The 23,816-nt window shown below is 60.3% G+C and carries 19 protein-coding genes; 9 read left to right on the top strand and 10 right to left on the bottom strand.

Annotation, left to right across the window (positions count from 1 at the left end; genetic code table 11):
• Nucleotides 1–32: 32 nt before the first annotated feature.
• Genes RVU70_RS10235 through RVU70_RS10225 form a run of 3 tightly spaced genes read right to left on the bottom strand, consistent with a single transcriptional unit; the run spans nt 33 to nt 2,174 of the window.
• Nucleotides 33–554: a chromate transporter gene (locus RVU70_RS10235; protein WP_363345892.1), complete on the bottom strand. Its 522-nt coding sequence runs from the start codon at nt 552–554 to the stop codon at nt 33–35.
• Nucleotides 551–1,114 carry a chromate transporter gene (locus RVU70_RS10230; RefSeq protein ID WP_363345890.1) on the bottom strand — a complete coding sequence of 188 codons (564 nt, stop codon included), beginning with the start codon at nt 1,112–1,114 and terminating at the stop codon, nt 551–553. The genes RVU70_RS10235 and RVU70_RS10230 overlap by 4 nt, the downstream gene beginning before the upstream one ends.
• The gene (locus RVU70_RS10225) at nt 1,107–2,174 is read right to left on the bottom strand and encodes a hypothetical protein (protein ID WP_363345888.1); all 1,068 of its coding nucleotides are present in this window, start codon (nt 2,172–2,174) and stop codon (nt 1,107–1,109) included. Before RVU70_RS10225 ends, RVU70_RS10230 begins: the two co-directional genes overlap by 8 nt.
• 213 nt (nt 2,175–2,387) lie before the next feature.
• Between RVU70_RS10225 and ggt the strand changes: the two genes are divergently transcribed.
• The gene (gene ggt, locus RVU70_RS10220; protein WP_405044882.1) at nt 2,388–4,079 is read left to right on the top strand and encodes a gamma-glutamyltransferase; all 1,692 of its coding nucleotides are present in this window, start codon (nt 2,388–2,390) and stop codon (nt 4,077–4,079) included.
• A 135-nt stretch (nt 4,080–4,214) separates the two neighbouring features.
• Here the strand turns inward: ggt and RVU70_RS10215 are convergent, their stop codons facing one another.
• On the bottom strand, nt 4,215–5,327 hold the full coding sequence (locus tag RVU70_RS10215) for a putative zinc-binding peptidase (RefSeq protein WP_363345884.1): 1,113 nt from the start codon (nt 5,325–5,327) through the stop codon (nt 4,215–4,217).
• Between the two features lie 35 nt (nt 5,328–5,362).
• Nucleotides 5,363–7,438: a catalase gene (locus RVU70_RS10210; RefSeq protein ID WP_363345882.1), complete on the bottom strand. Its 2,076-nt coding sequence runs from the start codon at nt 7,436–7,438 to the stop codon at nt 5,363–5,365.
• A 521-nt stretch (nt 7,439–7,959) separates the two neighbouring features.
• Here RVU70_RS10210 and RVU70_RS10205 point away from each other — a divergent pair.
• The 3 genes from RVU70_RS10205 to RVU70_RS10195 all read left to right on the top strand — a co-directional run bounded on the left by RVU70_RS10205 (nt 7,960) and on the right by RVU70_RS10195 (nt 12,252).
• Nucleotides 7,960–9,483 carry an ATPase domain-containing protein gene (locus RVU70_RS10205; protein WP_363345880.1) on the top strand — a complete coding sequence of 508 codons (1,524 nt, stop codon included), beginning with the start codon at nt 7,960–7,962 and terminating at the stop codon, nt 9,481–9,483.
• 347 nt (nt 9,484–9,830) lie between these two features.
• Nucleotides 9,831–11,111 carry a hybrid sensor histidine kinase/response regulator gene (locus tag RVU70_RS10200; RefSeq protein ID WP_363345878.1) on the top strand — a complete coding sequence of 427 codons (1,281 nt, stop codon included), beginning with the start codon at nt 9,831–9,833 and terminating at the stop codon, nt 11,109–11,111.
• A 661-nt stretch (nt 11,112–11,772) separates the two neighbouring features.
• Nucleotides 11,773–12,252: a VOC family protein gene (locus tag RVU70_RS10195; protein WP_363345876.1), complete on the top strand. Its 480-nt coding sequence runs from the start codon at nt 11,773–11,775 to the stop codon at nt 12,250–12,252.
• A 77-nt stretch (nt 12,253–12,329) separates the two neighbouring features.
• Here RVU70_RS10195 and RVU70_RS10190 read toward each other — a convergent pair whose 3' ends face one another.
• The 4 genes from RVU70_RS10190 to RVU70_RS10175 form a co-directional block, all read right to left on the bottom strand.
• Nucleotides 12,330–12,629, bottom strand: coding sequence for a cytochrome c (locus RVU70_RS10190; protein ID WP_363345874.1), 300 nt, complete (start codon nt 12,627–12,629; stop codon nt 12,330–12,332).
• A 12-nt stretch (nt 12,630–12,641) separates the two neighbouring features.
• Entirely contained in the window at nt 12,642–13,859 is a 1,218-nt protein-coding gene (locus RVU70_RS10185; RefSeq protein WP_363351292.1) for a molybdopterin-dependent oxidoreductase, read from the bottom strand.
• Nucleotides 13,860–13,951: 92 nt separating this feature from the next.
• The gene (locus tag RVU70_RS10180) at nt 13,952–14,989 is read right to left on the bottom strand and encodes an MBL fold metallo-hydrolase (RefSeq protein WP_363345872.1); all 1,038 of its coding nucleotides are present in this window, start codon (nt 14,987–14,989) and stop codon (nt 13,952–13,954) included.
• Between the two features lie 184 nt (nt 14,990–15,173).
• On the bottom strand, nt 15,174–17,396 hold the full coding sequence (locus tag RVU70_RS10175; RefSeq protein WP_363345870.1) for a PQQ-dependent dehydrogenase, methanol/ethanol family: 2,223 nt from the start codon (nt 17,394–17,396) through the stop codon (nt 15,174–15,176).
• Nucleotides 17,397–17,689: 293 nt separating this feature from the next.
• On the opposite strand from RVU70_RS10175, the gene RVU70_RS10170 reads away from it, so the two are divergent.
• The 4 genes from RVU70_RS10170 to RVU70_RS10155 are packed head-to-tail and all read left to right on the top strand — an operon-like array spanning nt 17,690 to nt 21,431.
• Nucleotides 17,690–17,935 carry a hypothetical protein gene (locus RVU70_RS10170; protein ID WP_363345868.1) on the top strand — a complete coding sequence of 82 codons (246 nt, stop codon included), beginning with the start codon at nt 17,690–17,692 and terminating at the stop codon, nt 17,933–17,935.
• Nucleotides 17,935–19,113: a cell surface protein gene (locus tag RVU70_RS10165; protein ID WP_363345866.1), complete on the top strand. Its 1,179-nt coding sequence runs from the start codon at nt 17,935–17,937 to the stop codon at nt 19,111–19,113. The genes RVU70_RS10170 and RVU70_RS10165 overlap by 1 nt, the downstream gene beginning before the upstream one ends.
• A complete protein-coding gene (locus tag RVU70_RS10160) occupies nt 19,106–20,035 on the top strand; it encodes a DUF6384 family protein (protein ID WP_363345864.1) in 930 nt (309 codons plus the stop codon). Before RVU70_RS10165 ends, RVU70_RS10160 begins: the two co-directional genes overlap by 8 nt.
• Before the next feature lie 7 nt (nt 20,036–20,042).
• A complete protein-coding gene (locus tag RVU70_RS10155) occupies nt 20,043–21,431 on the top strand; it encodes a hypothetical protein (RefSeq protein WP_363345862.1) in 1,389 nt (462 codons plus the stop codon).
• Between the two features lie 21 nt (nt 21,432–21,452).
• Here the strand turns inward: RVU70_RS10155 and RVU70_RS10150 are convergent, their stop codons facing one another.
• Entirely contained in the window at nt 21,453–23,009 is a 1,557-nt protein-coding gene (locus RVU70_RS10150) for a SulP family inorganic anion transporter (RefSeq protein WP_363345860.1), read from the bottom strand.
• A gap of 229 nt (nt 23,010–23,238) precedes the next feature.
• On the opposite strand from RVU70_RS10150, the gene RVU70_RS10145 reads away from it, so the two are divergent.
• Nucleotides 23,239–23,787, top strand: a complete 549-nt coding sequence (locus RVU70_RS10145; protein WP_363345858.1) for a DUF992 domain-containing protein — start codon at nt 23,239–23,241, stop codon at nt 23,785–23,787.
• Nucleotides 23,788–23,816 lie beyond the last annotated feature (29 nt).

Raw genomic sequence — 23,816 nt, 5'->3', positions numbered from 1 at the left:
GCCGTTTCCTTCAAGACTTCGGGGGCGCCGCCCTAACGAAAAAGAAAGACGCCCGCCCCCGCCGCCAGCAACATGAGCGGCAAGGGATTCATATGCGTGAGCATTAAAACGGCGAACACGGCGGCGGCGATCGCGCCGCCAGTCCATCCCGCGACCGCCGCCTTCGCAATGCTGATGACGCCGGCGAGCAGCAGACCAATCGACACCGCGCCAAGCGCGCGCTGGATCGAGGCGCGCCAGGGCCAGTCGGCGAGATTCGTCCAGAGTCGGCCAACCCACCACGTCAACATTCCGGCCGGAAGGAAAAAAGCAATGGTTACAAGCAACGCGCCGCTCGGTCCGGCGACCCACTCGCCGATGGCGGCGATCATCATCATATTGGGACCCGGAGCCATTTGGCCGAGGCTGTAAAGATGCACGAGCTCCGAATCCGTCAGCCAATGAAAGACTCGAACAGTAAGGTCCTTCATTTCCGGGAAGGCCGCCATGCCGCCGCCGACCGTGAGCAGCGACAGATAAGCGGAAACGCCCACCAAACCGATCATCTCTTTCATGGATCACGCCTAGGACGATAGCAGATTGTCGCCACCGCACCGACCGCAACCAGCGCCAGCAGGACGGATTGGTGAAGCCCCGCAACAATGAAAAGGGCGACGGCGGCAAAGAAGATTTCAGACGGGCGACGGATGGTCTTGGCGCCGAGTTGGATAGCCACGTAGAGCACCATGCCGACGGCCGCCGCCGACACCCCATGAAGCACCGCCGTGACGATGGGGTAGTCCCGATGCGTTGCATGATACGCTGCGGCCGCAGCCGCCATAATGAGACCGCCGGGCAGACAGATTCCAATAAGCGCGCAAAGGGCCCCGGGGCCGCCGCGCAACCGGTCGCCGACGAGAATGGCCATATTGGAGGCGTTGAGGCCGGGAAGGCACTGGCTGATGGAGAGCAGTTCGACGAAAGTCTCGTCGTCGACCCATTTGAGCGATCCGACCAGACTCGAGCGCAGATAGCCAACCACGCCGCCGCCGAAACTGGTTGCGCCGATCGTCAAGAACGCCAGAAAAATCCTTCCGAGCGACACCTCTGTCTCGGGATGCAATTCATTACTCATGGCTTTGCGGAGGATTACCTTTGAGCCGGTATACCGCGGCTGTTTTGGTGACGCCAAGGCTGACCCAGTCCTGCGCCTCGTGTTGCAGCAAAGCAAAAAACGCGGCGCATTTTTCGAGCGCCTTGGCGCTCAAATCCTCCCGCCGCTGGAACTTGCTCTGAAAAGAAAATTCACCCACGAGTTGGCGATGGTCTCCCCGTGCGCGCCATACAGAGACATTGCTCGCCGCCTCGAATCCCTTGCCAAAATCCAGGGAGCCGAGCTGTTGCAGCACCTCCTCGACCGCCGTGTGATTGACGAGTTGCAAGTGTCGTCTCGTGCGACTGAGCAACGGCTGAAGGGCGGGAAAGACCTCGGCAAGCGTCTCGCTCGACGTGAGATCGTTAGCGAAATGCAAGGGATTCAATTTGAATTCGACATTATGGGAGAATAGCGAACGCGAACCGCCAATACGGTCCTTTCGAGGCAGCCATTCTTCCTTGAACTTGATGCGATAGGCTCCCTGTATGCTCGGCCGCACATCCAGCGCCGACGCGGCGTCGAGATCAGGATGCCGAAACTTGAAGACGATTTCCGGTTCGCCCGCGGGAAACCCGTCTTCATATGACGTGCGGCGGCGCAGAATGAAGAAGTTATTATAAAGTGCGAAGTCCTTGGTGTCGAGAAACAGCACCTCTCGAATTTGAGGACGCAGGCCCTCGCAAGACTCCGTCTCGAAATCGACGCCGGCGCGTTTGGCCGCCTTGCGCACGATCTTGGCAAAATCCTTGAAACTCTGGACCGAGGTGAAGCGGAGCCCATTCAAGATGATCTTGGCTTCAATGTAATGGACTTCATCGAGCGGATGGCCGTCAGCGTAAAACCGCTCCCCTGATAAATGACCGTCCCCTATGCTTCTGTGTTCAGCCAAGCGCAATTCCTCCGGCCCCGGGGAGTCGATTCCAGCGCGAGTATAAGGCTGACGCGCTCTGGTTTCAATTTGAAACGTTATGAACTCGGGTCGCCAAATGAAGCGGAAGCCGGCCGGAAAGCCGAGCTTCTCGCCGCCGACGGTCGACAACGCTTTTCTCGAGTCGCAGCGGCTGACCGAAGGGTCGTCTCAGAGTTTGACGGACGCGATTGCGCAAGCGCGGCTGCTTCGACGACGCGCATAGCAATTGTCTGACTGGGCCAGCTATGTTTGTCTTGTCGCGACGGGACGAGGGAGAGCTGAATGAATGCGCAAAAAGCAGACGTGCGCAAGCTGCAAAAGATATGGCTGTCAATCTTTGCGATGTTTCTACTCAGTTCTCAGGTCTCGGCGCAAAGCCAAACGATCGCGTCTGATCTGGCGATCGCTCGGCCTGTGACGTCACGACACGCTATGGTCGTTAGTCAGGAGGCGGCGGCTTCTCGGGTTGGGATAGACATTTTGAAGAAGGGAGGCAACGCCGTGGACGCCGCGGTCGCTATAGGATTTTCGCTTGCGGTAACCTTGCCGCGCGCCGGCAATCTCGGCGGCGGCGGGTTTATGTTGATTCATCTGTCGGAGAGCAAGACAACAACCTGCGTCGATTACCGCGAGACGGCGCCGGCGCTGACCACAAAGGACATGTTTCTCAACGAGAAACGCCAACCGGACCGCATGAAGTCACTTTTCAGCGGCCTATCGATCGGCGTGCCAGGGACAGTAGCCGGGTTGGAGCTCGCTTGGCGCAAATATGGATCGGGCCGATTTACCTTCGCCGAATTGATCGCCCCGGCGGCGGCTCTGGCGCGCCAAGGCCTGATGGTCGATGACGATCTCGCGGATTCGCTTCCCTTCGCCGCGGCGGCGCTCGCGCGCCACCCTTCTTCCGCAAAGATCTATCTGAGGCCTGATAAAACGGCGCCGCGCCCAGGCGACCATCTTGCGCTCAACGACCTCGTAGCGACGTTGGAGACGATCGCGTCCCGTGGAGCCGCTGGCTTCTATACCGGCCCGGTGGCCGAGAAGATCGTCGCCGCAGTCCAGGAGGCGGGAGGGCGCATGACTTTGGAGGATTTGGCGGGCTACCATGCTGTTGAGCGCGCGCCGGTGCGTGGAAACTATCGAGGGCATGGGATCGTCTCGATGCCGCCACCTTCCTCCGGCGGCGTGCACATCATCGAGATCGCCAATATTCTCGAAGGCTTTCCGCTGGGGGCGCAGGGCTTCAATTCCGCGGCGACCATCCACGCGATGGCGGAGGCGGAGAAACTCGCCTTCGCCGACCGCTCCCTCTATCTGGGCGATCCCGACTTTGTGCAAATTCCCGTAAGCAGCCTCATCTCGAAAATCTACGCCGATGATTTGCGGAAAAAAATCGTCAGCGATCACGCCCGGCCCGCCATCGAGGTCTCGCCTGGCCGCCCTGAGCGCTACGAAAGCGACCAGACGACTCATTTTTCGATCGTCGACGAAAATGGAAACGCGGTCGCAAATACCTATACCCTCAACCTCCCCTACGGCTCCGGGCTCGTTGCTGAAGGGACGGGCGTCCTGCTGAATGTCGAACTCGACGATTTTTCCGCGAAGCCGGGCGCTCCGAACAATTACGGATTGCTCGGCGGCGACGCCAACGCGCCTGCGCCCGCAAAGCGCCCGCTCTCCTCCATGAGTCCAACGATGGTTTTCAAGGACGGGATGCTGGAATTGGTGACAGGAGGCGCGGGTGGCTCGCGCATCATTTCCATCGTGCTTCAAATTATTCTGGACACCGTCGACCACGGTCTGAACGTTGCGGAGGCCGCGCAGGCGCCCCGCGTCCACCATCAGTGGCAGCCCGACGAATTGCGCATCGAACGCGGCGTTTCACCAGACACCATCCGTATCCTCGAGGCCTTTGGGCACCGAGTGGTCGTGCGCGAAGCGATCGGGTCCGCTTATACGATCGCTCGCAAGGATGGTCTTCTGACTGGCGCCGCCGATCCGAGGCATCGCGGAGCGCTCGCGGAAGGTTATTGAGCTCTGCGCCCTTATTGACGCTAAGGTCAGACCGCAGCGTCCGAGTTGCGATGGCGAAAGCCGACCTCACGCCATTTATAGTTAGCCGCGCTCGTTTCTCTGTTCGACTAGATATTCTGATTGTTACAGGCTTATCTATCCTGCGTTCATCCTAGGCGCTACAGCCATCATACTGTGTGGCTGCATTGATTCGCCGTGGGAGGTCAATTCATCGGCCTTCGACTGGATGACGGTCTGTACGAAGCCCAGCTTTTCGGAGACGGTCGGAGAAATAACGAAGGGGTAAAGATCCGCCTGTCCCATCGCACGCGCGATGTTGTTGAGCGCAAAGGCCAGATCGAGCCAATGGTCGAGCATGTCCGCCATTTTTGGAAACCGATAGGGATCGAATGCAACGGCGGCCGCCTTGCCATCTGCTCGTCTCAGAGTGAGGCCCGCGGCTCTTCCGGTTTCGAGCGTGTCGACAATATGTAGATAGTGCGCGAATGTTTCTGCGAAGTCCTCCCATGGATGGGTAGAGGCATAGGCGCTGATGTAGCGATCCTGCCAATCGGCTGGAGGGCCCGCCTCGTAATGTCGTTTCAGGGAGGCTTCGTAGTCTACGCGCTCGTCGCCAAACATGCTCCTGAACTGCTGGATTGCGTTGTCGTCCCGAACCAGCCTGTCCCAGTAGTAATGGCCGATCTCATGCCTGAAATGCCCCAGAAGCGTTCGGTAAGGTTCGCCCATGTCCTGTCGCGTCTTCTCCCTCGCTGCATCATCGGCTTCAGCGAGAGAGATTGTAATAACGCCGCAATCGTGCCCCGTGAAAACTGGCCTGGAATGTTCGGGCTCCAGGAAGTCAAAGATAAGCGGCTCCGGATCTTCGTCCGCCGCAGACGGATGCGGGAGTCCGAGCTTGATCAAGCTGTACAAAAGCCGCCGCTTCGCCAGCTCGATCTTCTGCCACGCCACAGCGGAGGCGGGATCTGATATATTTGGAATGGTCCGATTGTGGCGGCACGCTTCGCAAAATTCTTCCTTGGAGTCGAGCGCGATCAGCCAATTGCATCCGCGCATCTCCCAGTTCTTGCAAAAGCGATACCGCTCTGGAGCCGCATCATGGGTGCGCCATCCCCCGCCGTCGGCTTCGACAGACACCATTCGATCGCGCGTGGGATCGTACCCGAGATGGCGGTCGCAACTTATGCAGATTGTATTCTCGAATACGACCGTGTGTCCGCAATTCTGACAGTAGAACGCTTTCATAGTTGGTCCTTACGCCTGAGCCGAGCAATTATATATTACGGAGCATGGATCGTCGCTTCACGTGCATAGTAGCGTTTTGCTGCGGCCTTCACGAAGGCGGCGGCCTTCGAGGCGTCTACGACGCCCTCGTCTGCCTTGACGTCGGCCTTGTCCAGAATAGCCCTGGCTTCTGGCGTGACCGCAATCGCCTTCAAATGGGCATAGGCGTCGCTCACGAAATTAATAGCGGCGCGATCTGCGAGCAGCGCTGAAGCGCCTTCTTTGGCGACGAGCAGGACCACAGCGTCAAATATCGCCGACGGGCTTCCCTGAAGTTGCGCATCGGCTTGAAGGGTCGAACCGTCCTTCAGCATCACTCCACCGATCCTCGAGGAGACGATTTTAGCGCTCGCGCGGGCTTTTGTGACGGCGCTTATCAACGCCTCCAGCAGCTTCCCGTCTGCGCCGTCCGTAACGAGGATTCCAATACAGCGACCCTCCAACGTCGGCGGATATTTATCAATCAGACGCAACGCCGGCGACGGCGTCATGTCGACGATTTCGGCGGCGCGCGGCGCGGGTTCGGTCGGGGCCTTTATGCCGAGCCCCCTCGATACCCCCTCGACGAGAGTAACATCGACATTGAGCAGGTTTTGTAGGATCCGGCCTCTGATAGCGGGAATCTGAACCTTCGAAAGTTCAAAGACGATTGCGGATGCAATGTGTTGCTGCTCGACATTTGACTGTGAGCGGTAAAAGAGCCGCGCCTGGGAGTAATGGTCGGCGAAAGTCTCCGAACGCACCCGCGCCTTGACGCCCTCGGTCGGGACAGGGTGTGTCCGATATCCTGACGGCGTCTCACGCGGCCCACCCGGTTCGCCCGCTTCTGCAAGGCTGTTTGGTTCATAGTTGGCCCGGCCCATGGGAACCATCGTCTGCATGTGGCCGTCTCGCTGCATATTGTGAAACGGGCACCCCTTTGGGCGATTGACCGGGATCTGATGAAAATTCGTGCTTCCCAGACGCGAGAGTTGCGTATCCTGATAGGAAAAGAAGCGACCTTGAAGCAATGGGTCTTCGGACGCTTCGATCCCGGGCGGCATGTTTGATGGCAGAAACGCCACCTGTTCTGTTTCGGCGAAAAAATTGTCCGGATTCTCATTCAAAACCAAGTGTCCAACCACCTGGACCGGAACCATTTCTTCCGGCACGAGTTTTGTCGCGTCGAGCACGTCAAAAGGAAACTGCAGAGCTTGCTCTTCAGTGAAGATCTGCACGCCGAGATCCCACTCGGGGAAATTGCCGCTCGCGATCGCTTCATACAAATCGCGGCGATGAAAATCCGGGTCTGCGCCTGCAATCTTCACCGCCTCATCCCAGCAGGTCGACTGCAATCCAAGCTTGGGCCGCCAATGAAATTTGACGAAGTGGGATTCGCCGCCGTCCAGCGTCAAACGAAATGTGTGAACGCCAAACCCTTCGATCATGCGCAGCGATCGTGGGATTGCGCGGTCGGACATTGCCCACAGCAGCATATGAGTGGTTTCCGGCGAAAGACTAATGAAATCCCAGAATGTATCGTGAGCGGACGCCGCCTGCGGATACCCTCTGTCGGCCTCCATTTTTACAGAGTGAATGAGATCCGGAAATTTGATGGCATCCTGGATGAAAAAAACGGGAATGTTGTTTCCAACAAGATCCCAGTTTCCTTCCTTCGTGTAGAACTTGACGGCGAAGCCCCTGACGTCGCGCGGGGTGTCGACGGAGCCCGCTCCGCCGGCGACGGTCGAGAATCGCACAAACACTTGGGTCTTTTGCCCAACTTCAGTCAAAACTTTCGCGCGGGTATAATTCGCGAGCGACTTCGTGAGTTCGAAATATCCACGAGCGCCCGAGCCGCGGGCATGGACGATCCGTTCAGGAATACGCTCGTGGTCGAAATGGAAGATCTTCTCACGGAATGCGAAATCCTCTAGCAGCGTCGGGCCTCTCCCCCCTGCTCGGAGCGAATTCTGATTATCAGAGATAGCAACGCCGTGATTGGTTGTCAGTCGTTCCATGGACGCCGAGGCCGTCTGGTGGGTCTCTCCGCCGCTTCCAACAAAATCGATATCAGCTCGCCCATTCGTCATTTTCGGCTCCCCAGGAGGCTTAATTAAGTCGCGCAGCGGCCTTTGGGACGCGTCTGTGAGGTAAATGGAGTTTTGGCCGAACGCGCGGGTTAATTGCAGCGTTTTACTCTAAACTTGGCTTTTGCTTTTTTGTTCCGCAGACCCTTCAGATTCGTTCGACCTGGCGAGGCGTTTGAAGAAGGAGTGAAGTTGTCGTTCGTCTGATGTGTTTTGACGCCCCTTCGTTGGACCGTGCGAAGCGAAGGTGGACGCAGACGGCGTTTCGCGGTTGTGCAGTACGCTGCAGTAACGCAGCGCCGGCTACGAAAGCGGACGTCGGCAGTTCGGCTATGAATTTCGCAGATGCGGCTGTGATTGTCTCGCACCCGCCGACTGCCGACGGGATGTCGCGCGGAGAATGGCCTTCCCGCCGTTCGAAGTCGAAGAGAGCGTAAGCGTTTGTCGTTATTAGATAATCCGAGCTCGAGTTTGAGGGCTGGTCCCGGCGCAAGGAACAGCTTAGTCTCGATCGGCGTTACTGTTTGTTTCGCGTCTACAGACCCTGGATCGCCGCAATGTCTGTTACCATCCTGGAAACGCCCCGGTTTCGCTCCGGCGTCCCTGGTCTCGACGAGGTCCTGAAGGGCGGGCTTCCGCGAGGCGCGCTATTGCTGGTCGAGGGGCCTCCGGGTAGCGGAAAGACCACGATTGCGCTGCAATTCCTGCTCGAGGCGCTCAGGCGTGGCGAGACCTGTCTGCTCGCATCGAATGCAGAGACGCCTGAGCAACTCGGATCAATCGCGGCTTCGCACGGTTGGAGCCTGGACGGCGTCCAAACCACTCACTTAGCGGACGACGCCCGCGAAGCGGACGCCGCCTCTGATTACACGCTCTTTCCGGAGGCCGAGGTAGAGGTCGGAGAGACGCTTTCGCATCTTTTCGCTGAGGTCGAGCGGCTACGGCCGACTCTGCTCGTCCTCGACACAATTTCGAGCCTTCGGGTTTTGGCGCCGACGCCGGCCTTTTATCGCCGGCAACTGAAGCGTATTCGCGACTTTATGGCCGCACGCGCGTGTACGACCGTGATGCTGGACGAAGCCTCCATGACCGAGAAGGACCTGCGCAGCCAGACCCTCGCCGATGGAATAATTGAACTGCATCAGGCGGATTATACTTATGGCGCGGACCGAAGACGGCTGCGTGTGAGGAAGATGCGCGGCTGCAGATATCTCAGCGGCGCGCATGATTTCGTCATCGCAACGGGCGGGATTGTCGTCTACCCGCGCCTCATCGCCCAGAGCTATGTGAGCTTGGCCAGCACTGAACCCCTGCAGTGTGGAATTGGGCAGATCGACGCCCTCACCGGCGGCGGGCTTCCACGTGGCTCCAGCACCCTCGTTGTCGGACCTGCGGGCATCGGCAAGTCAACGATCACGACGCTCTACGCGTTTGCAGCCGCCACGCACGCCGAAAAGAGTTCTCTTCTCCTCTTCGACGAGAGCGTCGAGACTCATTTGACCCGGAGCCACGGTCTGGGGCTCGACTTGGCGGGGGCGCGGGACGCGGGACGGCTTTACATAGACCATTTGGACCCGGCGGAGCTTAGCGCTGGCCAAATTGCCCATCTTCTTGTCCGGCAGGTCGAGGAGGAGAATGTCAAGGTCGTGGTGATTGACACCTTGAACGGCTACCTTCAGTCGGCAATGGAGGAGCCCACGGTTCTTCTGCACATCCGTGAGCTCGTCTCCTACTTAAACCGCCGACAGGTTGTGACGCTCCTGACCTTAACCCAGCACGGCATACTCGGTCCCGAGATGACCGCGCCGATCGATTTGAGCTTTCTGGCCGACAATGTCTTTTTGCTGCGCTATTTTGAAACGGAAGGGACGATCCGAAAGGCGCTGTCCGTGGTCAAGAAGCGTAGTGGGAAGCACGAGCACACCATCCGTGAGTTCATTCTGCAACCGGGCGGCGTCCGAGTGAGCGAACCCTTGACCGGCTTTACTGGAGTGCTCACAGGCACGCCGGTTTATAGCAGCGCACCGGGGACACGGGGGCTTGAATGAATCCAGTTGCCGTCGCTGCCCACGACAGTCACGACGCCACGGACTTTCGCATCCTCATTCTCACGCCGCAGGGGCGCGACGCCGCCCTTGCAGAGCAAACGCTCTTGCGCAGCGGTCTTCGTCCCCATGTCTGCGCTGATATCGAATCGCTTCGCCGCGAGATCGCAATCGGCGCTGGCGCGGTGCTCATCGCGGAAGAAGCGCTTGCCGGCAAAGACGCCGCAAAACCGGACGCTTTGATCGATTCAGAGCCGCCCTGGTCGTCAATGCCAATCGTCATGCTCCTTGGCAGATCAGCTGCTTCGAGAGATTTCATTGCGCTGCATTGGCTCGAACGTCGTCCGAACGTGAACTTCCTCGAACGTCCCGTCCCCAAACGCACGTTGGTCAGCACCCTGCGCGCCGCCATTGAAGCCCGGCGCCTTCAGTACATCATCCGCGATGCGCTCGAGACCGCCGAATCAGCCGGCCGTAAGAAGGACGAGTTTCTCGCTACGCTGGCGCATGAACTGCGCAATCCACTGGCTCCCATTCGCAGCGCCGTCTACGTCCTGCGCAGGTTGAACGGCGACGATGCGGCCTCCAGAGAGAAAGCCAGCTCGCTCATCTCGATGGTTGAACGTCAGGTTGACCACCTGGTCCGGCTCGTCGACGATCTTCTCGAAGTGTCTCGCATCAGCACGGGAAAAATCACACTGCAGCGGCGGGTCGTGAACCTCGCGGACATCATCGAACGGGCGGTCGAGATCAGCGAGCCTTTAATCAAGTCTGAGCAGCACGAACTCGTCGTATCGCTGGGCGACGAACGCCTCGCGGTCAACGGCGATCCTGTGCGTCTCGCGCAGGTCTTCGCCAATCTCATCAATAACGCAGCGAAATACACCCCACGCGGCGGACGCATAGAAATTTCACTGCGGCGCGAAAGGCAAACCGCCGTCGTCAGCGTGCGCGACAATGGGATGGGCATTCTTCCAGGAATGCTGCCGCGCGTCTTCGAACTTTTCTCCCAATCCTATCGCGCCAGGGGCCGCGATCAGGGCGGTCTCGGCATCGGCTTGGCCCTCGTCCGCAGCCTAACTGAAATGCACGAAGGCCGCGTCGAAGCTCGCAGCGGCGGCGCCGGTCAAGGCAGCGAGTTTGTCATATCTCTGCCCGTGGTCGTCACGCGGGGCGAGCGCGCAAAGGTCGAGTCGAACGCCTACACGCCGTCGACCTCGCGTCGGGTGTTGGTTGTCGACGATGACAAAGACGTGGCCGACAGTTTCGTCGTATTGTTGCAATCGCTCGGCGCCGAGACGCGCGTTGCTTACAGCGGCGCCGAAGCGCTGGACGGCATGGCTGCATTCAAGCCCCACTTGGCGTTCCTCGACATTGGAATGCCAGAGATGGACGGCTATGAAATCTCGCGTCGAATACGCTTGTCCCCCGGGGGAGAAAACATCGTTCTCGTCGCGCTGAGCGGATGGGGCAGCGAAAAGGACCGCCAGCTTACCCTGGAGGCCGGGTTCGATTGCCACTATGTGAAGCCAATTAGCTTTGAGACGTTGGCAAAAATTCTCGCGTCAGACGCCCTCGATAATCTGTCGCCGGGACGGATTTGTCCGGAGGAGAGCGGCGCGCTGCCTTAGTCCGGCGGTCACGCTGCTGCGAGATTGACCGCTACCGCCCGGTACCGCTGACTCCGGCGGCGCTCCTCACAGCCTGTCCGAGCGACGTGGGACTCATATCGCTCAGCGCATCGTGAGGTAAGACCGTAACGCTTCCAGGAATGTCCATGATCGGCTGCTTTTGCCCCGTGGGTCCAGTCGCGCATGTTGCTGTATAGCCGCGCTCACTGGCTTGGCATGCATCCTGGCGCACGATTTTCCGTCCAGCGTCATGTGGACCCGCGAGCGCGCCAGGAATCAACGCGACGGCTGCTGCAACGCTTATGCATGTGGTCGCGAGACGCGGCATGCGAGCACCCAGGTTGACACGCCGCCACCCTATCGGCGGCCAATGAGTCCAGTATCCGCGCACCTGCTTTCCGCGTCAAACGTGGATCCTCAACTCTTCGGTTGCGCTAGCAGCCGCACCTGCAACCCGTACGGCTTTGTCGAGAAGGCTGGCTTAAACTCTGATCGACTCTTTGGATTGACGCTTCCGACGCGAGACCTTCTATTGAAAGCAACTCTTCGTCGGGGAGAGGTCGATCGCACGAGCGAATTCTGCGCCGTGGCTGACAGTGAGCCGCCCCCTGTGCAAGGGATGCCTCGGCGGGAGGACGTCGAAGAGCGGAAGGACAATGCAATGACAGTTGCGAAGAATACGATCTGCCTGTGGTACGATAGGGACGCAGAGGCTGCAGCCCGCTTCTACGCCGCGACGTTCCCCGACAGCGCCGTGAGCGCAGTCCATCATGCCCCGAGCGACTACCCGTCCGGCAAGGCCGGCGACGTCCTGACGGTTGAATTCACGGTCGCCGGCATCCCTTGTCTGGGCCTCAATGGCGGGCCCGCGTTCAAACACAGCGAAGCCTTCTCGTTCCAGATCGCCACCGACGATCAGGAAGAGACCGACCGCTACTGGAACGCTATTGTCGGCAATGGCGGCCAGGAGAGTGCGTGCGGCTGGTGCAGAGACAAATGGGGCGTCTCATGGCAAATCACGCCCCGCGTGCTGACCGAGGCGCTCGCGGCCGGCGGCGCGGAAGCAAAGCGCGCGTTTGATGCGATGATGCATATGACAAAAATCGACGTCGCGGCGATCGAGGCGGCTCGGCGAGGCTGACCACGCCGCTTCGCGCATTACTCGGGCTGCCTCAGCAGTGCGGAATGCGCGGTCGGCGATGTTTGAAATGGTGAAGGTCAGTATGTGCGGGAAAGATAGTCGACGATGAGTTCAACATCCGATTCAGGAATTGGCGCATTATGCGCTTTCACCATTCTCGAAACGACGCCTTGCCAGAAATTTCGACCAAGCTGCGGCGGCTGCGTGGTCACATAGTCTGCCGAGTGACAGGACAAGCAGTTGTTCTGCACAGCCTCGACACCGAGGCCTGGCTGAAAGGCCGCGGTCTCCTCAGGGAGAACGTAACGGCTTGGCTCCGCCAGAGCAATTGTCGGAACGAGCGAGGCATAAAGAGCAGTTCGGAGCAGCGTCCACATTGAAAGTCTCCATCACTGCGCAGTTACACGCACGGTCTCCACTACGTTCCGCATGTAGCCCGCAGGGCTCCACAATGGCTCCAAGGGCTGCGCATGGCCGATTGCATTGAGTGCGCAAACTTTCAAGAAATGCTCCCCTGCGGGAAGCTGCGCCAGCACATTCCACTCGCGGAAAGAGTAGCGGCCGAGGTCCGGCCCGAGTTTTGCCTCAGTCCAATCCCGCCCCCCATTGCTCGAAAACAAAACGGATTTGACCCCGTATCCGCCGTCGAAGGCGATACCCTTTATCGCAGTGTCGGCATTTGCCTTCACAATAGCGCCATCCGCAAGATTAGTGATAAAGGAGCGGACGTTCAATCGTTTGATTGGCACAGTCGCTTTTGCCGGTCGCCCCGGCTCCGTGCATGCGCAAGCGTTGTCTGGGATGCGATAGGCCGTCGTCATCCAGAAACCCGGGAAGGCTTCGTCCACGACTGCAATATCGCTCAAGTGTTTTACCCAGTATGTGCCGTAATAGCCGGGCACGACCAGCCGCGCGGGATATCCATTGAGCCACGGCAGGTCCTCTCCGTTCATGGCGTAAGCGATCAGGACTTCCCCATCGCGCGCGTGATCAATGTCCAAGGATTTGACGAAGTCGGCCGTTCCCGGCCAAACAGGTTGATCCAGTCCATTGAAAACGACTTGACGCGCGCCGGCCTGAATGCCTGCCTTGTCGAGCACTTCCTTTAGAGACGCGCCGCGCCACCGGGCGTTCCCCATCGCGCCATTTCCAAGCTGCCCCCCGCCGACACGCGGCTCCAAAAATCCGCGGCTGTTACCTGAACACTGGTTGACCGCGACAAGTTCGACCGGCTCAAAGGCTGTCTTGAGGTCGGTGAGCGACAAGGACAGGGTTCGGTCTATCTTGCCGCGGACATCGATACGATAGGCCTCTGGATCGATAGCGAGCGGAATGTCGGCCAAATGGTAACGGACAAAGAAGGCGTCGTTCGGCGTGATTGGTCCCTCGTCAAAGACAGCGAACGGCGTTTCCAGCTGTGGCGGTCGTGTCGTAAGCCGTATTAATGGGCGTTTCCCGGGATAGCGTACAAGCGGGCGCTCACCATTGGCGAACGGAAGTTGCCGGCTTTCTTCCGCCAGTGCGTATTGACGAAAAGACGCCTGGCTCAATGGCGGGCCAATCAAGGCGCCACAAGCGGCCTGTAGGAGAGCGCGCCGATCAATCATGATCATCCCTCTTCGAGGCGGACGCAAGCTGATGGATCGACGGCCGCATCAACTCAAGATGTGCGTGGAAAATGCATCGAACTGCAATCCATTCAACGGGCCACCGGCCCTTGGGCCTTTTTCCAGGCGTCGATACCTCCTTCAACATGGCGCGTCGCCTTAATGCCCGCATTCTGCGCGGCCTCCACCGCCATTGCGGAGCGCTCGCCGAAAGCGCAATAAAACAGAATATTCTTGCCAGTCGTCTCCGCCAGTTCGTGCAACAGGCCGCCATCGGCGAGGTTCTCTTGCAGATCGGTATAAGGCATATGCAGCGAGCCCGGGATGCTTCCGTGTCTGTCGCGTTCGCTCTTCTCCCGCAGGTCCACAAACGCCGTGTCCGAACGACTGCGCAGAACCAACGCGTCCGTCGCCGAAACGGCCCACCCCTTGCGCGCAATCTCATCCTGGCGAAGGCCAATGTGCATATTGGCCGGCACCGCCACGTCCATCATCTTGGGATTCGCCAGCTTCAGACTGCTCATAAGCTCGACATATTCTTCAGGCGATCCGACCTGGAGGCGCGGATTGTATCGCCTCTCCTCGTCGATCGTCGAGACGGTGTCGCCTTTGTAGTCGTGGGCGGGATAAACAAAGGTTTCGCCGGGAAGTTTCAGCAGCTTGTTGAAGATCGAGTCATATTGCGCTCTGGCGTCGCCATTCTGGAAATCGGTACGTCCTGTGCCGCGGATAAGCAGCGTATCGCCCGTAAAAACTCGATCGCCCATGACGAATGAATAGGAGTCATCGGTGTGCCCTGGCGTGTAAAGCACGTCGAGGCTCACGCCTTCAATTTCGATCCGATCGCCTTCAGCAACACGCATGGCGACGACATCCGCTTGCGTCTGCTCCCCCATCACCGTGATGCAATGGGTTCGGTCGCGTAGCGCGGCCGAGCCTGTGATGTGATCGGCGTGCAGGTGAGTGTCTACCGCCTTGACGAGCCGTAAATCGAGTTCGCGCGCGAGAAGCAGGTAGCGATCGACCTTCTCCAGCACAGGATCGATGATCAGCGCCTCGCCGCCGCGCCGGCTGGCGATCAAGTAGGTGTAGGTGCTCGAAGCAGCGTCAAAAAGCTGGCGGAAGATCACAACGCATGCTCCTTCACGACGAGACCCCGTGCAGCCTCCCGGCTCGTCGAAGAAGCTGCGTGGCAGGAACGTTAGTTAGGTGGGACAACCCTTGTGTCAAGGTAACGCCGGAACGTGGCGCCGAACCAGCGCCAGGCTTGCCGTTTGCGCGCTTCTATTTGTGCGAGTGACGAAGTCACCATGATCACTCAATGGTCTTGGGCGCCTTCGCGCCCGAGCGAGACGCCTTCGAGGCTTCTTGTTCGCGGTAGGCCTGCCAGCTTTTGTCGATGATATAGGCGTGGATGTTGTCCACGTCCCTTTCGCTCAAGATGTCCCCGAAAGCCTCCATTCCCATTGGGGCAAGGGCGCCGCCGAGCAGGATGTCCTTGAAGAGGTTGTGGGTTTCCTGCGACATCTTCCGCAGATCGGGCGTAATGTTGGGTCCGAGAGCGTGGCAGCGCGAGCATTGCGCAATGAATGCGATCTCACCAGACTGGATGTCGGCAGGCGTCGCATTATTCGCGGGCGGTCTCCGAAAGGGCTCATCTCGACGGAGCGCCGGCGTTGGGACGAGACCGCCGTCGAGCTTGAACGCGATAATTCGATTCGAATTCTGGAATTTCCGCGCGGCGCTCGACGGGGGAATTTCACCAACGCCGAATGCAGTTCCTCCGTAACCTGTTTGCACTGCGACATATTGAACGCCGTCGACCGCATAGGTGACGGGGGCGGCCATGATATGGCTCCCGGTCTGAATGGTCTTCAGGAGCTTTCCAGTGTCCGCGGCATAGACCCGGAACTCGCCATTGCCACAGCCTTGAAAGACGAGATTGCCAGCGGTGCTCATCGCGCCGCCGTCATATCCGCGCATGCCCGAACTCGTCTCCTGCTCCCACACAATTTCTTGGGCTACCGGGTCCCAGGCCCTCATGAGCTCACGGACAAGCTTAACCTTACGGGCAGCCTGGAGCGTCCTGCGGTCGGGCAGCGGCCCGAATAACGGCTTCAACGCCGCTGCGTCGTAAGAGTCGTCGGGGAAAATGCCCAGCGCGGAGAGAAAGCTGTTGACGAAGCGAACCCGCCCGCCGCTCTGCTGCAGATCAATCCAAACGCTCGATGCGTCTATGACGGGGATATAGATCAGGCCGGTCACCGGATTGAACGACATCGGCTGCCAACTGTGCCCGCCTGCCCAGGATGGATAGACGTTTTTCGGCCCAGAGTACCAGTCGGCGTCGTCGGAGGGGCGTGGCCGCCCGGTTCTGCTGTCGAGGCCAGACGTCCAATTTACAAAAGTATAAGGCTTCGCCGAGATGAATTCGCCCGTGCGACGGTCAAGGACGTAGAAAAAGCCATTCTTGTTCGCCTGCATGATAACGGAGCGCGTCACGCCGCGGAGTCGCAAATCGGCCAGAACGAGTTTCTGGGTTGCGTCGAAATCCCAGTGATCCCCCGGCGTTGTCTGATAATGCCAAGCGAGCCGGCCCGTATCCGCGTGCAAGGCCACAATAGAGGCCGTATACAACGCGTCCTTCGACGGTCCAGCGACCAGCCTGAGATCATAGGGGGCTGGGTTGGCCGTTCCAAAGAACACCAGCCTGAGATCCGGGTCATAGGCGAACCCATCCCAGGCTGTCCCGCCGCCCTGATAATCGGGAGAGCGATCGGGATTCCATGTCGTGGCCGCAAGCGCCATAGCCTCGTCTTCCGGCGGCTGCCCTGGCGCGCCCGGCACTGTGTAAAAGCGCCATGCAAGCCTGCCCGTCTCGATCTCATAGGCGGAGACGTAACCGCGCACGCCCCCCTTATCCATGTCAGCGCCGCTATTTCCGATGACCGCGAGATCTCCGGCGATATAAACCGCGCCCGTGCTGGAGTAGGGAAGCTTGTGGTCGACGATCGTATCCGCGCTCCAGAGCTCCTTGCCGGTTCCCGCGTCAAGGGCGTGCAAGCGACCATCGACGGAGGCGACAAGCACTCTGCCCTTCCAAAACGCGACGCCACGGTTGACGAGGTCACAGCATGGGTTGCGCGCGGCGCGCGGATCGGCCTTGGGGTCGAACCGCCAGATCTCTCGCCCCGTTGACGCGTCTATGGCGTAGACGTAACCCCATGCGCCCGAGGTGATCATAACGCCATCGACCACAAGCGGGGTCGCTTCCTGACCCCGCGTCGTTCCGAGATCATAGGCCCAGGCGAACCCGAGACGGGTGACGTTGCCGGCGTTGATCGACGCGAGAGGAGAATAATAGCTTTGGTTCTGGTCGCGCCCGACAGTAAACCAGTTTTGCGGCGAAGGAGTCGCGCCTTCCGCCTTGAAGGACTCAAGGTCTTCGGCGGCGTACGATAAGAGCGGCGCAAGTGCGAACGCCAAGGCCGTGAAACAGGCCCACAGCAGGCGACCTGTGCAGCTCGTCATGCGCATGGTTGAGACCCTTGCCTCTGCTGCAACAATTTTTCGCGGCGCCGCGGCGCAGGAGGCCAGCGCTCATACCCTCTCCCTCTTAGCACACGCCCACGGCTGGCGCCGCCAGTATAGTCCAAGAGGCGCGATGGAAGACCTGCCGCGCAGCGGCGCGCCTCCCCTCATCGGCCGCGCCTCATTCCGACCCCTTTCCAATTGCGACGTCGCCAGCCTCGCCTAGTTATGCCTTCAGGACAATCGTTGGTTCTGGAGGCCAGCGAACGTCGCCCGAGGTCGAAACGCGCGGAACCGGCATGACCCCGCCCCAAATAGCCATGTTCATCATCAAGCGGTGGCGTCTCGAGCACTCCATCGACGCGATCATGGTCGCCCTTTATCGGGCGGGCCATCCACTGGCCAAGACAACCATCCTGAAAGTCATCCGCACCTACGTGAACGCAAGTTCAGAAAATAACGGCTACCGCGGGAAAGCCTCGCGTTCCGCCGATCGACGAAAGCTTAACCGTCGAGACCAAGCCGGCGAGATCGGAGGCCTGTGATGGCGAATCAAATCACAAAATCACCGATGCAATATCTCGATCGCGCGGCGGACGCGCTGCGTGACCTTCACGTCGCGCCGGCGCGGCCCGACTTCGCGCCCATCAATGCCCTGCTGGAGAAAATTTCAGATCTGGACAAAGACCGCATCGCCGTCATCTCCCGCACGCTTGCACAAACCGAGACCTTCAACCAGGTCGTTCGCGAGCAGACGGAAGGAATGGAGATCGGCAATCGTTACGATGAGATCGCCAAAGCCTTCAACTCCATCCGCGACGACGCCAAGAAGATGGTCGATCAGCTCGGCGACGGCAGGGTAGGCCTTTTCGAGCGGGTGACGAACATATGGATGAAACTCACGCGCGGGGATATCGCCGACAGGTTCGACAAGATACGCGAGACCTATCTCGACGTGACGCGGGCGACCAAGGACCAGATCGAGCGCGAAGGGCTCATTTTGGAGGCCTATCACAATTTTCGGGGCGCATTGAAGCAGGCGGAAGTGCTGGCCGCCGAAATATTGAAAAAGGCCGAGGCGCGGCTGCAGACGTCGAAGGACGATCTCAAGCGGGCGGCGGATGCGCTCGCGGCGTATAGCGGTGCGGATATTGCGGAGCGCGCGCGTTTCGAGCTCGAACGCGACGAGCGCTTGCGCGATCTCCAGGACGAAGACAAGCGCTATCAGATCTCAAAGGACCTCTCGGATAATCTCAAGGTTAGTTACAACACGTCTGAAGTCATCATGGCGCGCCTCAACCAGACGACCGGCGCCAAGGAGCGCGTCTATGCCCAGGCCGTGAGCTTCTTCTCGACGAATGATTCCGTGCTGACGGCGCTGAAGGCCTCCTTCACCGGACTCGTGGGTCTGCATGAATCGACGCAGACGTTGGAGACGATGAAGGAAGGCGTGTCGCGCAGCATCGAAATACTGGCCGAGCTCGGGGACAAGGTTCAGGAGGCTGCGGTCCGCGCGGGCTATGGCCCGACGATTCGCGCCGACGCCGTGATAAAACTCGTGGAATCGATCACTAATTTCCAGGAAAAGACTCTTGGTATCGTCGCCGAGATGCGAAGCCTTGCGACACGAAATTCGGAGGAAATCCGGTCGGCGGTCGAAAGCGGTCGAAAGCGTATCCAAACGTTGATTCTCGAAGGCAAGTCGCTCGGCGTCGATGTCTGAGGCTTCCGCAGCGCCACGGCCCGCCGAGCACAAACTCGACGACCTCATGCTGGCTATGGACGTCGTGGACACGATTCGCCATGACCAGCGCCTGGCGGAACGGGAGCTGTCCTTACAGCTGTCGGACGACGCGCTGATTGGGCGCCTGCGCAAAATTTACAGTGATCAGGGGATCGACGTCTCCGACGCGATTTTGCAGGAGGGCGTCAAGGCGCTACGCGAGAGGCGGTTCGCCTATGCGTCGCCAAAGCCTGGCGTTCCCCGCAGCCTTGCGCTCGCCTGGGTGAATCGCGCCCGGTTCGGCCGGGCGCTCGCAGTCTTTCTCATATCCGTCGCGGCGCTTGCGGGCGGTTATTACCTTGCCGTCGAGAGACCGCAAAAACTGGCGCAAACCGAGATTTCCGAACGGCTGCCGCAATCCCTCAAGAGCGCATATTCGCAGGCTCTAAATGAATCCAGAATAGCGGCCGCGAGGGAACGCGCGCAGCAATTGCTCGCGAACGGCGAAGCCGCCTTGGCGCGCGGCGATGCGGAAGGAACGCGCAAGGCGATCGCCGAAACGACAGCGCTGCTGAGCACGTTGCGTGAGGAATATAAGCTGCGCGTCGTCAGTCGTCCCACAAGCGCCGTATGGCGACGACCGCGCATCAATCCGCTGGCCCGCAACTATTATCTGATTGTCGAGGCTGTCGACGAAAACGGCCGAGTGCTTGCAAAGACCATTCGCAGCGAGGAAACCGGCGAAACCGCAACCGTTGAGAAATGGGGCGTTCGCGTCGGCGAGGACGTATACAAGAAGATAATGGCTGACAAGCTTGATGACGGAATCATCCAGCAGAGCGTGATCGGCGAAAAGAAGCGCGGCTATCTGGAGCCGGATTATACGACGCCCGTCACGAGCGGCGCGATAACGCAATGGTAGGATCACGATGATTACGGGGCTCGAGACGCTGCGGTTCATCGAGAACGCCTACGCGGAGGCGCGTGAAGAGGAAATGCGTATTGGCGCCGCGTTGAGCGAAGCGTCGCAACGCGCCGCGAAGCTCCGACGCGATCGCCTCACGCAGCTTAACGCGCTGGCGCAGGTCAAATTCGAGCTCATCCGCGGCGGAGAGCTTGTCGAGGACCTCGACGCAGCCGAGAAGCAGGCGAAAGCGGCGTTGGACCAGATCAATCGCAACCTGGAAGACGCGTCCCGGCGACGCGACGCGTCGGCCGAGGCTCTCCGCAAAGCAGAGGCGGAGAAGGACGACCGGGCGCGCGACGATGAGGCGGCGGCGCTGGCCTTGCAGAACTTCGAGCACGATGTAGCCGCTCGCCTCGGCGAGGACGCGAAATGGCGCGACCTCAACGAAAGGATCGCGTCGCTGCAAGAGACCCTTGCGCAGGCGCAAAGAAAGGCGTCGCAGGCCGAGGCCGACCGTGAGCGCAAAAAAATTCCTTACGAAGAAGATCCGCTTTTCATGTATCTGTGGAGCCGCAAATTTGGCGAGCCGGACTATAAAGCCTCCGCACTCGTCCGATACATCGACGGGCTCGTCGCGAAACTGGTCGACTTCAAGACGGCGCGTGGCAATTACCAGTTGCTCAATGACATCCCGGGCAGATTGCAGGCCCATGCGCATGAAATCGCCGCGACCCTGCAAACCGAACAGCGGCGCATGAGCTTATTGCTCCAGAGCAGGATCGAAGAGGCGGGTGGGGCCGCGTTGCAGCAGAAGGCGCGAGAGAAGAGAGAAGCTCTCGAGGCGAGCGAGGCGGCGCGCGCCGCGGCGGCGCGCGCGTTCGAGGAGGCGAACCGGCAGTATTATTTGCTCATCGGGCGAAACAATGAGGGAGCCTTCGCCGAGGCCGTAACGATGATGCGCGAGAATGACGAGCGCGACGAGGTGTTGACGCTCTTTCGCGAGGCCGAGCGCACCAAAACTGAAAAGGATCAACGCATCGTCGAAACGATTGATGCGCTGACCAAGGCTCTCGGCAAAACAGAGGCCGACATCTCGCAGCTGAGGACGATGCTCGACGCCGCAGCCGCGAAACGGACGGAAATAGAACGCGCGCGCGCGGAGTTTCAGCGGCGTCGCTATGACTATCCGGGAACGACGTTCCGCAATGAAAGCGCCATCGGCGACGTGATCGGCGGCATTCTCAAAGGCGCGCTCGCGGGCGCTGTTCTCGGCCAAATTCTCCGCCAGGGCTATCAGCGGCCGCCTTTACCGCCTTGGGGCGAGACCATCGATCCGGGCCCGTTCTTTCCGCCCGGCGGGGCGTTCGGCGGCGCGCCGGACGATGAATTCACCACCGGGGGCGGGTTTTAGCGCGCCGTATCCTCGCGTCGCTCAGGTCGCGTTCGCTGAGCGCCACGCCTTTTGCTCGAAGAGGCGGTGCAATATGTCCCGGTCGAGATGCACCCGCCCGCCCGCGGCTTCGTGATTTTCGCCCCAGTCCATGAGCATCGTCAGACAGGCGTGATCGATATAGGTGAGGCCGCGCAGATGTATGTGCGCATCGTAGCCGGCCGGAATCCTCTCGAGCGCCGCGGCGAATCTCGGCAGGCGGATGAACGTCGCCGCGCCGTCGAGAAACACATGCGCCGCGCCCGAGGCTTCGTTCTTCTCGACCGTAACCGCGAGATGGGAGAAAGTGTAGATCAGCCGCGCCAGCGACACGACAAGGCCGAGCAGAATGCCTGTCAGGAGATCGAAGCCCACGACTCCTGCGAAGGTGACGCCGAAGACCAGCGCTTCGATGCGATCCTGTCGCCACAGATCCTTCGCGAAATCAAGCTTAACGAGCTTCGCCCCGGTATACACCAGGATCGCGGCGAGGGCGGCGATCGGGATCATGGTCAACAATTGCGGGAGCAGCAGCACGAAGAGCAGTATCCAGGCGCCGTGCAAAAAGGCGGAAAGCCGCGTGCGCGCGCCAGCCATGACATTTGCGGAGGTGCGCACGATCACGCCCGTGAGCGGCAAGACGTTCATCACGCCGCACAGAATGTTCCCGATCCCCTGCGCGACCAGTTCCCGGCTGTACGCCGTACGCTCGGCATGGCGCTGCAGCGAGTCCGCCGCCGTCGCGGTGAGCAGCGACTCGGCGCTGGCGACGAAGGCGAGCGACAGCCCGGCAAGCCAGACGCCGACGTCGCGCAAAGCGTCGAGATCGGCCAGGCTTGGGGGGCGCGCGGCGTCGAGCAGGCGCTCCGGCACCGGCACGCGCCTGACGTCCAGATCGAAAGCCCAGGCGGCTAATGTCGCGGCGACGACTCCAAGCAGGGCGGCGGGCACGAGTCTCAGCGCTTTCGGCGCCAGGACGGCCCATGAAGCGACGATCGAGACGGCCAGGAGCCCGATGAGCGCTGCGGGGCGGTGTTCCGGCTCGGCGACGCCTTTCACAATCGCCCCCGGCAAAAGCCAGAGATTGATGACGCCGCCGAATTCCTTGCCCGTGCCGGGCGGGACGTCGTCCACCATGACGTGAAACTGTGAGGCGAAGATCAGCACGCCGATGCCGGCGAGCATGCCCTGAATGAGCGCCGGAGATACGGCCCGAAACACGGGCCCGAGACGACAGACCCCGGCAAGAACCTGGATGAGGCCGCCGATCGCTACGATGATCCCCAGCGTCTCGAAGCCATATTTCTGGATGAAGGCCGCGACCATCACCGTGAGGCCGGCGGCCGGGCCGCTCACCTGCAACGGACTGCCCGAGAGGGGCCCGACAACGAGGCCGCCGATGATCGCCGTCGCCAGGCCAACCGCGGCGGCCTTTTCAATGGGCACGCCGGAGGCGATCGCAATGCCCATGGAAAGCGGCAGCGCGACCAGGAAGACGACGACGGAGGCAAAGACGTCATGTCCGAAGGACCGCGCGCGCGGCGCCTTTAGCGGATTCATGGGACGTCTCCTCTCATGCTCGACGGCTGCTGCGTCAGATATGGAGAGTGGCCCATTCTACCAGCCTGCCGTCGGCCAAAAGCGAAGCGTCCTATTGGATCGTCAGGGAGCCGGTCATGCAGAAGCGTCGCATATGAAAGCCGGGTTTTTCCAGCTAAGGTGCAAGCGTAAAGGGAATCGCGCTCGCGCCTATCGGCCGGCGGCGCAACTAATGATTTGGAAGGCCTCAATGGTTAGATATGGCTTGCTTCGCAATTTCAGCGCCCTGCTGCTCGTCCTCAGCTTAACCCCGGCAGCTTCGGCTCAAACCGCAAAGGTTGGCACGCTGGTCTGCCATATTTCCGGCGGCGTCGGGATGATCCTGATGGAAAACCAGGCCCTCGATTGCGTGTTTACCGATAAAGGCGGGGCGACATCGCATTATATCGGCCGCCTGACCAATGTCGGCCTGAACATCGGCGTCAGCGGCTCGGGCCAATTGGTCTGGGGCGTGCTGGCGGCGACGGATACGGTCGGTCCCGGCGCGCTTGCCGGAGATTACGCCGGCGCGCAAGGGTCCGTGGCGGTTGGCGCCGGCGTCGGCGGCGCCGTGCTCGTCGGCGGCTCCGGCAAGACCATCTCCCTGCAGCCGATCTCGGTGTCGGCCGGAACCGGCCTCAATCTGTCTGCGGGCATCGGCAACGTCAGTCTGCAGTATATGCCAGTGACGCCGCCGCCCCCCGCCGCGGAGCCGGCCCCGACGCCGGCGCCAAAGAAAGCGCGCGCCCGGGGCCACTGAGCGACGACGAAAAATGGGCGGTTCGTCCC

The sequence above is a fragment of the Methylocystis echinoides genome (assembly GCF_040687965.1).
Taxonomy (GTDB): domain Bacteria; phylum Pseudomonadota; class Alphaproteobacteria; order Rhizobiales; family Beijerinckiaceae; genus Methylocystis; species Methylocystis echinoides_A.
Note: the sequence above shows the minus strand (reverse complement) of the source record. Positions and strands in the feature narration are given on the sequence as shown.

Excerpts from the sequence above, each read along its gene's own strand:
- RVU70_RS10175 (WP_363345870.1), bottom strand. The coding sequence starts at position 17,396 with ATGCGCATGACGAGCTGCACAGGTCGCCTGCTGTGGGCCTGTTTCACG.
- RVU70_RS10170 (WP_363345868.1), top strand. The coding sequence starts at position 17,690 with ATGACCCCGCCCCAAATAGCCATGTTCATCATCAAGCGGTGGCGTCTC.
- RVU70_RS10185 (WP_363351292.1), bottom strand. The coding sequence starts at position 13,859 with ATGATTGATCGGCGCGCTCTCCTACAGGCCGCTTGTGGCGCCTTGATT.
- RVU70_RS10190 (WP_363345874.1), bottom strand. The coding sequence starts at position 12,629 with ATGTGGACGCTGCTCCGAACTGCTCTTTATGCCTCGCTCGTTCCGACA.
- RVU70_RS10230 (WP_363345890.1), bottom strand. The coding sequence starts at position 1,114 with ATGAGTAATGAATTGCATCCCGAGACAGAGGTGTCGCTCGGAAGGATT.
- RVU70_RS10195 (WP_363345876.1), top strand. The coding sequence starts at position 11,773 with ATGACAGTTGCGAAGAATACGATCTGCCTGTGGTACGATAGGGACGCA.
- RVU70_RS10210 (WP_363345882.1), bottom strand. The coding sequence starts at position 7,438 with ATGACGAATGGGCGAGCTGATATCGATTTTGTTGGAAGCGGCGGAGAG.
- ggt (WP_405044882.1), top strand. The coding sequence starts at position 2,388 with ATGTTTCTACTCAGTTCTCAGGTCTCGGCGCAAAGCCAAACGATCGCG.
- RVU70_RS10165 (WP_363345866.1), top strand. The coding sequence starts at position 17,935 with ATGGCGAATCAAATCACAAAATCACCGATGCAATATCTCGATCGCGCG.
- RVU70_RS10150 (WP_363345860.1), bottom strand. The coding sequence starts at position 23,009 with ATGAATCCGCTAAAGGCGCCGCGCGCGCGGTCCTTCGGACATGACGTC.
- RVU70_RS10160 (WP_363345864.1), top strand. The coding sequence starts at position 19,106 with ATGTCTGAGGCTTCCGCAGCGCCACGGCCCGCCGAGCACAAACTCGAC.
- RVU70_RS10155 (WP_363345862.1), top strand. The coding sequence starts at position 20,043 with ATGATTACGGGGCTCGAGACGCTGCGGTTCATCGAGAACGCCTACGCG.
- RVU70_RS10235 (WP_363345892.1), bottom strand. The coding sequence starts at position 554 with ATGAAAGAGATGATCGGTTTGGTGGGCGTTTCCGCTTATCTGTCGCTG.
- RVU70_RS10145 (WP_363345858.1), top strand. The coding sequence starts at position 23,239 with ATGGTTAGATATGGCTTGCTTCGCAATTTCAGCGCCCTGCTGCTCGTC.
- RVU70_RS10215 (WP_363345884.1), bottom strand. The coding sequence starts at position 5,327 with ATGAAAGCGTTCTACTGTCAGAATTGCGGACACACGGTCGTATTCGAG.